The organism is Pelobacter seleniigenes DSM 18267, from assembly GCF_000711225.1.
Taxonomy (GTDB): Bacteria; Desulfobacterota; Desulfuromonadia; order Desulfuromonadales; family Geopsychrobacteraceae; genus Seleniibacterium; species Seleniibacterium seleniigenes.
Genome location: NZ_JOMG01000001.1, coordinates 353,206 through 365,977, shown reverse-complemented (window position 1 = coordinate 365,977; position 12,772 = coordinate 353,206). Strand labels below are relative to the sequence as shown.

Here is a 12,772-nt window from a genome sequence, read left to right as displayed (position 1 = left end):
TCATAAATCCAGTCAAAACTATTTTTTTCTGCACACCTTAGGATTTTTGACTGGGGTACAGTTCTCTTTAAGTACTATCCGATCAGACATGACCTGTCTGATCGGATTCTAGTTTTTATAAGTAAAGAACTTCCCTGTGTTTGGGGCTTTTCCCGCACGATAAAAAGACTCTCATGTTATTTAACCTACCGAAATTATACATAAATGGTCCCTGCGGTGTAACGTTGCCATTGGGGTTACATCACTAAAGCGTTTTTTGGGGTCACTTCCGGATGTTCCGCTTGTGAAAAACTAGGGACACTGCCCCTATTTAACCGTTGTCTTAAAACTGCAATGCCGCTAGACTCTCCCTCATGCCAAGAATCGCTCGCATAGTTGCTCCCGGATACCCTCACCATGTTACCCAGCGTGGCAATAACCGCTCTATTGTTTTTTTCGACGACGAGGACAGGCAGACCTACCTACAATTGCTGGGTAAGTACAGCAAAGCATTTCATTTACCCATTTGGGCTTATTGCCTGATGGATAACCATGTTCATCTGTTGGTTGTCCCGGAAAAAGAAAACGCGCTTGCCCGTGCTGTCGGTTTGACCAATCAGGTCTATACGCAATATCTCAATCGTAAGCTGAATCAGAGCGGTCGTATTTGGCAGAATCGCTTTTTCTCCTGCATTGTCGAAAACGACGAACACCTTTGGACCGTGGCACGGTACATTGAGCGTAATCCGATCAAGGTCGGTCTGGTGGGCTATGCCGAGGATTATCGTTGGTCCAGCGCCAAAGCCCATTTGAAACTGGCTCAGGACGATCTTTTACAGGAGCCATCCTGGTTGGAAGAAACAGACAGAAGCCGGTATGCCGAATTCATTCTAAACAGCGATGAGGACGCGGAAGCCAAGCTGCGTAGCGCCACCCGCACCGGTCGCCCGTTCGGTTCGGAGAACTTTATTGACAACATGGAATATCAGTTGAATGCTACATTGAGGCCTCGTAAGCCGGGGAGACCCAGAAAAACTGGGGGGGGGCCCTAGTTTTTCCTTAACTTTATTCATTCCTGTCTGTTTCAAAACCAACCGGGAGGAGGCGGAATGGATTTCCACCGCTTGACACACGCCGAATTGTTTCAGCATCTGCAATCGGGGCTTGAAGGCCTGACCAAAGATGAGGCGGAAAGTCGCCTAAAGCGTTACGGGCTGAATCAACTGGAAACCAGAACCATTATCAACCCGCTGTTGGTCTTTATCAATCAGTTCAAGAGTTTCATCATCTACATCCTGCTGTTCGCGGTCTTTTTTTCGCTGCTGATCGGCGAGTACGTTGACTCGGTGATCATTCTGATCATTCTGCTGGCGAACGCGATCATCGGTTTCTATCAGGAGTTGAGCGCGCACAAATCGCTGGAAGCGCTCAGAAAGATCAGCACTGTGCAGGCGACCGTGGTGCGCAGCGGGGTGCGCAAGGTGATTCCGGCCAGCGAGCTGGTGCCGGGGGATGTCGTGCTACTGGAGGCGGGCGATCGGGTGCCGGCCGATCTGCGGATTATCCAGGCCGTGCAGCTGAAGGTCGAGGAATCGGCGTTGATCGGTGAAAGTGTCCCGGTGGAAAAGGGCCCGGAAACGATAACGCGGGAGGTGTCGCTCGGCGATCGCCGCAACATGCTCTATTCGGCGACGACGCTGGCGACCGGCAACTGCCTGGCACTGGTGGTGGCGACCGGTATGCAGACCGAGCTGGGGAAAATCACCGAGCTGGTAAAGGCGGCCGAGGAGGAGCAGACGCCTCTGCAGAGACGACTCGACCAGTTCGGCAGAAAACTCAGCTATGTCATCATCGCGATCTGCCTGATCGTCTTCGCACTATTCTTTTTCAAAGACTATCTGGCCAATGGGTTCGACCAGCATGCGGTGCTGGAGTTGATTCTGATCGCCATCAGCCTGGCGGTCGCGGCGGTACCGACGGCGTTACCGGCGGTGGTGACGATCGCCTTGAGCGTTGGGGTCAAGCGCCTATTGGCAAAAAAAGCCCTGGTCCGCAACCTCTCCTCGGTGGAGACCCTCGGCAGCTGCGACGTGATCTGCACCGACAAGACCGGAACCCTGACCGCCAACCAGATGACCGTTCGTTACGCCTGGACGGCGGCTGGCGAAATAACGCTCTCCGGCAGCGGCTATGTGCCGGAAGGGGAGGTCGACGGCCCGCTGGTCAAGGAGCTGTTTGTCTGCGGTCTGCTCTGCAACAACGCCTCGTTGCAGCTGGAGTCGGGCCGCTGGCAGGTGACCGGCGACCCGACCGAGGCGGCGCTGCTGACCAGCGCCGTAAAAGTCGGGGTGAGCGACGAGCGGCGGCGGCTCGCCGAGTTGCCGTTCAGCTCCGAACGCAAGCTGATGTCGGTGCTGGTCGGCGACGAGACGGGGGCGACAGCATACTGCAAGGGGGCGCTGACGCAGCTGCTGGATCGCTGCAGCACGATTCTGGTCGACGGGCAGGAGCAGCCGTTGAGCGATGCGTGGCGGCAGCAGATCGAACGACAGAACGCCAGTTATGCCTCGCGGGCGTTGCGTGTCCTCGCTTTTGCCCGCAAGGCGAAGGCGAAAGAGTTGAAGGAGCGGGAACTGACCTTTCTCGGCCTGCAGGCGATGATCGATCCGCCGCGCCCGGATGTGGTCGAGTCGCTGCGCAGAACCAGGCAAGCCGGAATCCGCGTGATCATGATCACCGGCGACTACGGCGAAACCGCCAAGGCGATCGGCCGCGAGATCGGCATCGAAGGGCGGGCGCTGACCGGTGACGAACTGGCCGGGCTGGATGCGGCCGCGCTGCAGCAGGCGCTGCAGGAGAACGTTAATATCTTCTCCCGCGTCGCTCCTGAGCACAAGCAGCAGATTGTCGACGCGCTGCAGAAGATGGGCAACACCGTCGCCATGACCGGCGATGGCGTCAACGACGCGCCGGCGCTGAAAAAAGCCAACATCGGCGTCGCCGTCGGCAGCGGCACCGAGGTCGCCAAGGAAGCGGCCGACCTGGTTTTGCTCGACGACAGCTTCACCCACATCGTCAATGCCATCGAGGAAGGGCGCGGAATTTACGACAACATCCAGAAATCGATCATGCTGCTGCTCTCGGGGAACCTCGGCGAGGTGCTGATCATCTTCTGCGCGGCGCTGTTCGGCATGAACCTGCCGCTGACCGCGGTGCTGCTGCTCTGGATCAACATGGTGACCGATGGTGCTCCGGCGTTGGCCTACAGCGTCGATCCCTATGGCAGCGACATCATGTCGCGGCGGCCCAAACCGCGCGCCGAGGGGATTCTGCCGGCGGCTAAGCTGGCCCTGCTTGGGGTGCTCGGCTCGGTCGGCAGCTTGTTGGCACTGCTGTTGTTTTTCTATTTCGGCGGCGCCGGCGAGTCTGCCGCACAGCTGGTTCACGCGCAGACCATGGTGTTCAATTTCGTTGTCCTCTACGAAGTGATCCTGACCTTCGTCATCCGCACCAGCTACCAGGTGCCGTTCTGGGCCAATCGCTGGGTCTGGGCGGCGGCCCTGCTGTCGGTAGCGCTGCAGGCGCTGCTGATGTACACGCCGCTGGCGGCGATGTTCAAAATCGTCCCGCTCGGCGTTGCCGACCTCGCGTTGTTATTCGGCGCCGGGGTGCTGTTCGCCGCGATCAGCCTGATCTATCAGCTGACTGCTAGTGCGGGGGCGGACTTAGCTATGTGGTTAATTCATAAAAGAAATTAATCGGTAAAAGGGCGATTGTCACGCTTGAATACGCAATTTTTAACTAAAAATCAGAGGGGGGATGAAATGCCACGTGTGAATCGTTATTTTTTGCCCGGCCATGTCTGGCACATTACTTATTGATGTCAAAAGCAGGATTTTCTGCTTAAATTTGTGCTTGATCGAACAGCATTCGACCATCGCGCAAAATATGAGGGAGAGAGACGAACAAGCAGGGGAGTCCATCGGCCTGTGCCCGGCTATAACAAAATTGAGAATCTGAGCTGTAGGGCGGTTTTTCCTACAGACTCGTTAGGCATAAAATTATCATGAGACGAAAACTGATATGTTTATTGGCGCTTTTATGCGGGGCATTGGTTGCATATGAAGCATATGCCGTAGGAATTGCATACAAAAAGCTTGATCATCAATTTTTACCCTATGCTTCAGTAACACCAAGGGATCTTGGTTTAAATGAAAAGCGCCAGGAAATATTAATAAAAATCCAAGATCCTGCATTCTTTGATCACACCGGTATAGAATGGCCTAGTCCACTAACAACCACTACAATCACCCAAAGTCTGGTAAAGAGACTTTTTTTTGACAAATTTACGAAAGGCTTCAAGAAAATAGAGCAAACATTGATTGCTCGGTTTGTTGTAAATCCCAACATATCAAAGGAAACCCAGCTTGTAGCCTTTATGTCTACTGCATATTTGGGCGAAAAAGACGGCAAGCAACTGTTTGGCTTTGACCAGGGAGCACATTCTTGGTTTAACAAATCGCTATCAGAATTAAATGATGATGAATACTTATCATTAGTCGCTATGCTCCCGGGGCCAAACAGGCTCAGGCCAAATACAGCAGCGTCGAGAGAAAGGGTGCGCCGTATCAAACAGGTATTGAATGGTGAATGTATCTACGAGCATGTGTCTCAAATATTCTTAGACCAATGTTCTGAGAGTAATCGTCGACCGTAGCTACATTGCAGAGAATTTAATCATGACATAACCCGCCATCCTGGAGTTTTCACCAAGGAAAAACTAGGGACATTTCCCGTATTACAAAACGGTTTACTCCGTGGGATACGAAGACGAATGATAGTCAGTGGCAGCTAATGACCCTTCTGCACAATTTGACCAAGGCTCACTGGTTTGGAACAACAAGGTGGAAAAAGGTCGATAAAGTCAGAGATAAATCAGATAAAGTGGATATTATGGGATGATTTCTTCTGAAAGAATCAATCTTGTGACTGAAAAGCAGGCCAGCCTATCGGCTGGTAATTGGTCATAACAAAAATTAGGGTCTAAGCTGTAGGATGATTGGTGTTTAGGTTTTTCTGTAGACTCGTTGTATGGAAAATACAGGAGGGAACATTGAAACAAATTGCTACTATGCTCGTCTGTCTTACTTTTCTCGCTGGGTGCGCAGCAACAAATAAGCCTTCGCCTGAATCACTCAACACTATGAGCGTTCAAGAACTTAATGAGTTATCTGTAAAACTCTGGAAAAATGGAAAGTATTCAGATCCTGAATTGGCCTTAAAATATGCAGAACTGGCTTCTCAGAAAGACCCGGAATATGGCCGAGCTTACTACACCAAGGGTTTTGCCTACTACAATCTGAAGCAATACGACCTTTCTATCCAAAATTTCACAAAATCAATCGAACTCGATCCGAACATTGCCGAAGCATACAATGGTAGAGGTTGGGTTTATGGGACAATCGACGAATATAGCAAAGCCCTTGATGACTTTTCTAAAGCCATTGAAATAGACGATTCATATGCTCTTGCATATAACAACCGAGGGTTAACCTACGTGCATTTAAAAAATAATGATAATGCATGTAATGACTACAAAAGAGCATGTCAGTTGGGTGATTGTAGACCCTACAATGATGCAAAAAGTAAAGGCATTTGCCGCTAGGTTACAGAGTACGGAGGTGGACCTAACTATGTGGTTAATTCATAAAAGGAGTTAATCCGTAAAAGGGCAATTATTAGGCTTAAACATGCTTTTTCACCTAAAAATTAGTTGGTCCTCTGTGGTTTTTTTATGAAGATTCTTAAAGAAATTTATCAGCCCAGCGAAACGACATATTCCATTGCCAAATACTGGCCATTTTGGGGGGGATTTGGCGCAGCAATTATTCGTTTTCTCCCAGATCCAATTTGGATTATTTGGCTACTATTCGTTTTAATTGCCTCAAATATAATCATTATTCGTGGTGCTGTGACTCTTCCGGTAGACGAAGAAAGGGTTAGCGCAAGAAAAAATAACCCGCCAAGGTTTTCAATTTTTTATTTTTCTTTTTTTATGTTACTCCCTCTGTTGTCTATTGCGCTCCTGTTTTTTTCCTATAAATTTTTTGCCATAGCATTATCAGTGCTATCTACAATATCGATAATATTTTTTGGGACAATTGACTATTCAATAAAAAGAGTCCTTCTATCGTCAATCTCTCTTATCGCTTTTTCATTTTTCATGATTTATCAATATAGCGAAAAAGGAATTATTCTATATTTCATCATCATTGTTTTTGCTATCCAAAAGTCTATTGAGTCCTGCCTGGAAAACAAAAAAATACTCAATGAACTTAAAAAAGATAACGAAAAAATATCTTTTAGATAAATTAAGCGATCTTCCATAATAGAGGAAGTATTTCATCGATGATTATTGCAGTTAAAAAAATGGTTGAAGTTTAAAACTTTTATGCCTGATTTTAAATGCTACTGCAAGGAGGGTGTTCATGCTGAAATTAAAAATTGTCTGGTGGCTGCTTCTCTGCGTTTTCAGTTTATTTCTTTTCGCTTGCGGAGGAGGAGGTGGTGGTGGCGAAGAAATGTCTGAAGGAACAGCCTTGCCTGCTGCTCCGATGGCTGGTGGAGCGGCACATGCCCTGTTTTTAAAATCGGATGGAACCTTGTGGAGTAGCGGTGCCAATGACTCTGGACAGTTGGGTGATGGCACAACAACAGGTCGTGAAACGCTCGCCCAGGTTGGCAGCGATAATAATTGGAGCCGGGTTGCGAGCGGATATCTCAGCAACCTGGGCCTGAAGTCAGACGGCACACTCTGGGCCTGGGGTAGAAATCGATCAGGTTTCCTGGGAGACGGTTCCACGGCAGATATTCTTCTGCCGACCCAAATCGGCAATGACTCCGATTGGGCGACAATGGACCTTAAGTGGAGTCATGCTGCGGCGATCAAAACCGATGGCAGCCTCTGGGAATCCAAGGACACCAACGGCTTCGTCCAGGTTGGTTCGGATCATGATTGGCAGAGGGTAGCGGTTGGGTATGATTACACGCTTGCTCTCAAGACTGATGGAAGCTTGTGGGCCTGGGGCAAAAATAATTTCTGGCAGCTAGGTGACGGGACATCCATCGAACGGCATGATCCGGTACAGATTGGGGCTGCCAAAGACTGGATCGACATTTCGGCAGGCTTTAGCCATTCAATGGGGCTCAAGTCGGACGGCACCCTCTGGGGTTGGGGAGTCAACGATTTCGGTCAGGTTGGGGCTAGCGGTATTACCAACAGTCCGATGCAGGTCGGCAGCGACAGAGACTGGGCGAAGGCCCAAGCAGGCTATGGCCATACATTAGGCCTGAAGAAAGATGGCAGCCTCTGGGCCTGGGGAAGCAACGGTTTCCGCCAGTTAGCAGATTTTCAGGAGAAAGCCAGTTTAATCCCGATACAGATTGGAAGCGCGACCGATTGGGCCAATATTGTCGCCGGTGAGGAGTCCTGCTTTGCCATGAAATCCGATGGCTCGATCTGGAGTTGGGGCTTCAATAACAGCGGGCAGTTGGGGCTGGGGACAGCAGGCAGCAAGAACGTACCGGTGCCGATCGCCGCAGAATCCACATGGAATCGAATTGTTGCCGGACCAACGCATGTTGTTGCGCGTCAAGTGGATGGCTCCTGGTGGGGATGGGGCAAAAACAACAATGCTCAATTAGGTGATGGAACCTACTTGAGCAGAGATTTCCCGTCCAAGTTGATCGACCAGAGCGAATGGGAAAAGTTTGCCCTCGGACAAGATTTCACCTGTGCGACGAAAACAGATGGAACGATCTGGTGCTGGGGTTATATATCCGCCGTGGACGGTGTGAACATAACTCCTCGATTTGTTGATGATCCGGTTCAGGTCGGAACAGACTCGGACTGGACCCTGCTGACTGCGGGCCATGGTGTCCCCTCTTATCTCCTTGGGATAAAAACCGATGGCAGCCTCTGGGCCTGGGGAGAAAACTATTTTGGGCAGCTTGGTATTGGAAACACTCTGGCGGAGTCGAGCCCGGTGCAGGTTGGGAGTGATACCGACTGGACGGCAATTGATGCCGGATATGGACATGTGTTGGCCATTAAATCTGACGGGTCTCTTTGGAGTTGGGGGCGCAATACGGATGGCGAGCTTGGATTAGGTTCTGGGCTAATCGACAACACTGTGCCAACCCAGGTTGGCAGTGATACCGACTGGAGCCAGTGTGCGGGCGGTGATGGTTTCAGTGTCGCGCGGAAGACAGACGGTACCTTGTGGGCTTGGGGAACAAATAACGCAGGGCGACTTGTGACAGGTACGACTTATGGCAGCTATCTTCCAGTCCAAATTGGTACGGATTCCGACTGGCAAGGCGTTTCAGCAGGAAGTTCATACGTGGTTGCACAAAAAGCCGATGGCAGTTTGTGGCATTGGGGTGTTCCTCTTTATAACGTTGGCACCCTGAATACAGACATTTTGGGTCTCTCTAGCCCGACACGCATAGGCACCGCTCTTGACTGGGAAGCTGCTGAGGCGGGAGGCCAGTCTTATGGGATTGGTTTAAAAACGGATGGTTCCTTGTGGAGTTGGGGGACGAATATCTGGGGACAATTGGGGGAAGGGACGGCATTTGTTGAAACACCCAGCCAAGTGCATTTCCCATAATGGTTCATTGGAACGAGATATGAGGAAATTGGCAAGACATAATTTATGTGTGATTTTCAATTCAATATTTAGCTACTATGCAAAGGCCTATATATAAACGGGCTGATCTCTGGGGTGACCCTAATCGAGGAGAAGAGGGGCAGGCCTGCTCTTGGCTTTTGAAGAATAAAGTTCTGTTCTCTATTGAATTTTGTGCGAGAAAAGCTAAAGGCGGTCTTGCCCCGTTGAGCTTAAGAAAACCATACTTTAAGATAAAAAAGATGAGAATTAATTCACTCATTTCACTTTAAAAACAATAGCGACCCCCAAAGACCTAAATTTGATCAATGATTAAACTGTTTAAATCCCTTCCTAATAACGCCATTTGAGCTATTTTTGTACACCTTCTGACATAATTTGCACTTATTTTTAATTTTTGTTTGCTTTTCTACTGTTCCTGTCTCGATTAAATATACCTATTTTAAGGTGGTTAAGGGGCTTTCTTATGATCGGCATAATATTTGCCTATTAACCATAATGGATAGCAAAAGGTGATTTCGTGCTTCTTTGGAATGGAATCATAAACCATTTCGGAAAACTTCTTTCACTAATATTTAAGGAGAGGGCGATGGATCTCAATGCACAATTAAAATCGATACGCCGATCGAAACAGCAGGGAAGATGGTTACGCTTTTTATCAATAGCTACAGTTATCGTGCTTTTTTCATTTTTAGTAACTGGATGTCTTGTCAGGGTTCCCATCAAAAACGAGAATCACTATTCAAAAGTGATGACGCTCAATGGCTCTCTCTTGCCGGTTAGTATTGACTATCTTTGGCCATCGGGTAAGGCTCATAATCAATTCACACGGTACCTCTATCGCGATAAAATTAAAGCTTTACTTGTTCAAGATGGCTACGAATTTATCTATTATGACAAATCTTCAAATATGAGATTCTCCCATCAGATAGCGGTTACAATCACCGAAAAGTGGTATGGAGATGCAGGCTTGTTAGATATTTTTACTGGTTTAAGTTTAGGAGCGATCCCAAGCTATATTCGACACCATGATTTTATCAGCGTGGAGGTTGCAATACTGGAAGGGACGGAAGTTCTGGAAAAATTGAATTTCTCTGTCGATCTTGATGTGTATGCTGGTTGGATTTTCTTTCCTTTTTATCCATGGTTAAACCAGAACGAAATTGATGTTGTCTCAGAAGAAATTCATAAATCGATCAATCAGTTATTGGCAAATAATCAAATTTTTATTGCCGCGCCTGAAAAAAAATCATTTCTGAAAAAGCCAAATATACAGATGTCTGCAATTGAAAAAGAATATCTTGAACAAATTAATTCAGACTCGATTGCAACTGTCATTATTGCTGCCAAGCATATCGTCAGGGGCGGGTTGATGAAAGCCCCAGCTCTATATGAAGTCATAAACAGGAAAATTCTAGACAATTATCTGGATATCGATGAGAACCATTCAGTCGACGAAATCGCCTGGCTCTGTAAGGCTCTTGCTACCTCGGGAAATGAAAAATATAAGGAAACTCTTTACAAGGTTGCCAAGGACGGTGATGGATTTCATCTGCGGCGCCATGCACGGGATAGTATGAATGCCATTGATATTTTTGCCGTAGGGGGAGTTGGCTTTAAGGGTTTTTTGAGAAGGTAGGCTATCCGGTCTGGGCAGCGGAGCATTACCGGCTTGGAGGTGGGCCTGGTCAAGTAACTTAAATTTTCTGATTACAGGGTCTGATCTAGTTATGTGTTTGATTTATAAAAGAAATTAAGTCATAAAAGGGCAATTGTCGTATTTAGACTTGCTATTTTCACCTAAAAATCATAGGGGGAAACGAAATGCCACGTGCAAATTGTTACTGTTTACCCGATCATGTTTGGCACATCACTCATCGATGCCACAAGCAGGTTTTCCTGCTTAAATTTGCGATTGATAGGCCCGCGAGGTAAAGGGAAACCTCTGCTTTCCCCTTGACTTTACTTATCATGGATGTCCCTAGTATCTCCCAACCTATCACATACTGAAATTCATTTATTAGCTCGACTCAGGGGAGGATGGCAGATTCGTGGAGGGGGCGCTGCATGAGTTTAGAAGCAATTGGTATACTCAAGACCTCGTGTCCCGTACGGTTAGTTCTCTATTCCGATTTCGGTCCTTTTTGCCGCTGTCTACGTTCTGCCTTCTCGGCTTAGCCTAAGCTAGGCCTGCGGCACGCCTTGACAGCAACAAAAAGGACTCAAAATTAATACATATAATTAACCGAACGGGACACGAGTAGATGAATAACATATCTCGCAAACTAACCAGCAAAGACATGAGCGTCTATGATCAAAACTATCAATATCGTCTATAACGATTATGCCGATCTGGACGCAGTGAAGGATCAGGTGAACTCTTACCCCCCGGAACAGGTCCTGATTCAGGTCTTCAGTGGCGAACAGGATCAAGCTGTCGTTCTCAAGCTTGTCTCACACATCACCCAATGTTTTCCCGGCGTACCCCTGATCGGAACCAGCACCGCTGGTGAGATTATTGATGCCCGCTCTCTGGACGGACAGATTCTGATCAGTATTTTGATGTTTGAACACTCGTGCATCTGTTCCCACCTGGTCACCCAAAATGACGATCTGCCAGGTGCCGGTCAGGAAATAGGTGATGCGCTGTGCCGACCGGATACCAAGGCGCTCATCGTGCTCGGATGCGGGATCAAGAACAAGCACACAATCAATGGCGAACCACTGCTGGATGCCATCCATTCCCGCAGCGGTAGTGCCATCATTGCCGGCGGACAGGCTGGAGATAACGGTAAAGGCGCGATAACTTTTGTGTTCACTCAGCACGGACTGACCGAACACGGGATTGCCGCAGCGTCATTATCCGGCAAGGCGCTCAGGGCGGATAACGCCTACAACCTGAGCTGGGTTCCCATCGGCAAAAAACTGACCATCACCGAAGCCCAGGGACCGGTCGTCTATTCCATTGACGACATGTCGCCCTATGACATTTATGCCCACTATCTGGGGCAGGAAGTTGCTGACGGTTTGCCCTTGTCCGCTGCCGATTTCCCCCTGATTATCGAACGCGACGGTATTCCCATGGCGATTCATGCTACGGGCGTCAATGAAGATGGATCGTTTCATTATATCCACGACTTCTATCCAGGGGAACAGTTACGCTTCGGCTTCTGCCACGCCGGACTGCTGGCGATTGGCTCTCAGCTGATCAATGAAGAGGTGCGCGCCTACAATCCGCAATCGATTTTCATCTACTCCTGCGTCTCCCGGAAGTGGATCCTGGGCGCAGATATTACGGTGGAGCTGTCATCGCTGGAAGATCTTGCACCGGCCTGCGGGTTCTTCTGCTACGGCGAATATTTCAGTCATAAATCCGGGAAGCCGTATTTCTTCAGCCAGACGATGACCGTTTTATCCCTATCCGAAGGAGATCCCGTAGCGGCATCAGACTCAGAAAAATACGATCCCAAATTGGAAGAGTCACGGCAATTCCGCACCATGCGCGTCCTGCACCGTCTGGTTGACACATCAACCCGCGAAATTGAAACCATGAACCGGGAACTCGCCAAACTGGCCAGCAAAGATTCGCTGACCGGCCTGGTGAACCGGCGCCTTTTTGATGAAACCTTCGCCAGTGAAATTAAACGTCAAAACCGGTCTGAAGCACCGCTCTCTCTGTTTTTGGTGGACATTGACTACTTTAAACAATTCAATGACATTTATGGCCATTTACACGGAGATGACTGTCTTCGGGCCGTAGCGCTGGTCTTTGCAAAAACGCTTAAACGTCCGACGGACACTGTAGCCCGATACGGTGGTGAAGAATTTGTCTGTATCTTGCCGGCAACCGAGCACCAAGATGCCCTGGCACTGGCAGAACAGGTTCGTTGCGGGATTGAAGCCCTGGCCCTTCCACATAAAGGTTCGAAAGTCTCAGATCATGTGACTGTGAGTATCGGCGTATTGACCCTGACCGGTGCACAGGAAGTTCTAGCCGAAGAGCTGCTCAATGCGTGTGATGCGTTGCTTTACAAGGCCAAAAACAATGGCAGAAACCGCATTGAAGGTGCGGTATTTCATAACAATGCAAAGCAGGAATGACA

At 48.8% G+C, this 12,772-nt stretch carries 8 protein-coding genes and 1 pseudogene; all 9 read left to right on the top strand.

Translation table 11 applies throughout. From position 1 onward, the window contains the following. Nucleotides 1-353 precede the first annotated feature (353 nt). The 9 genes and pseudogenes from N909_RS0101610 to N909_RS24285 all read left to right on the top strand — a co-directional run bounded on the left by N909_RS0101610 (nt 354) and on the right by N909_RS24285 (nt 12,770). Nucleotides 354-1,031 (top strand): transposase, encoded by a 678-nt coding sequence (locus tag N909_RS0101610; RefSeq protein ID WP_029910378.1) that lies wholly within the window; start codon nt 354-356, stop codon nt 1,029-1,031. Nucleotides 1,032-1,088: 57 nt separating this feature from the next. Further along, nucleotides 1,089-3,737: a cation-translocating P-type ATPase gene (locus N909_RS0101605; protein ID WP_051689442.1), complete on the top strand. Its 2,649-nt coding sequence runs from the start codon at nt 1,089-1,091 to the stop codon at nt 3,735-3,737. Nucleotides 3,738-4,045: 308 nt separating this feature from the next. Beyond that, nucleotides 4,046-4,696, top strand: a complete 651-nt coding sequence (locus N909_RS0101600; RefSeq protein WP_051689441.1) for a transglycosylase domain-containing protein — start codon at nt 4,046-4,048, stop codon at nt 4,694-4,696. Nucleotides 4,697-5,092: 396 nt separating this feature from the next. After that, a complete protein-coding gene (locus N909_RS23520) occupies nt 5,093-5,644 on the top strand; it encodes a tetratricopeptide repeat protein (protein ID WP_029910369.1) in 552 nt (183 codons plus the stop codon). A gap of 129 nt (nt 5,645-5,773) precedes the next feature. Further along, entirely contained in the window at nt 5,774-6,349 is a 576-nt protein-coding gene (locus N909_RS0101590; RefSeq protein WP_029910366.1) for a hypothetical protein, read from the top strand. Nucleotides 6,350-6,467: 118 nt separating this feature from the next. After that, a complete protein-coding gene (locus N909_RS0101585; RefSeq protein WP_029910363.1) occupies nt 6,468-8,651 on the top strand; it encodes an RCC1 domain-containing protein in 2,184 nt (727 codons plus the stop codon). A 607-nt stretch (nt 8,652-9,258) separates the two neighbouring features. After that, complete coding sequence (locus N909_RS0101580; RefSeq protein ID WP_029910359.1) at nt 9,259-10,308, top strand: hypothetical protein; 1,050 nt, start codon at nt 9,259-9,261, stop codon at nt 10,306-10,308. Between the two features lie 185 nt (nt 10,309-10,493). After that, nucleotides 10,494-10,592 (top strand): annotated as a pseudogene (locus tag N909_RS26455) (transposase); the annotation flags it as partial. 387 nt (nt 10,593-10,979) lie between these two features. Continuing rightward, nucleotides 10,980-12,770: a sensor domain-containing diguanylate cyclase gene (locus N909_RS24285; protein ID WP_051689440.1), complete on the top strand. Its 1,791-nt coding sequence runs from the start codon at nt 10,980-10,982 to the stop codon at nt 12,768-12,770. Nucleotides 12,771-12,772: the final 2 nt, after the last annotated feature.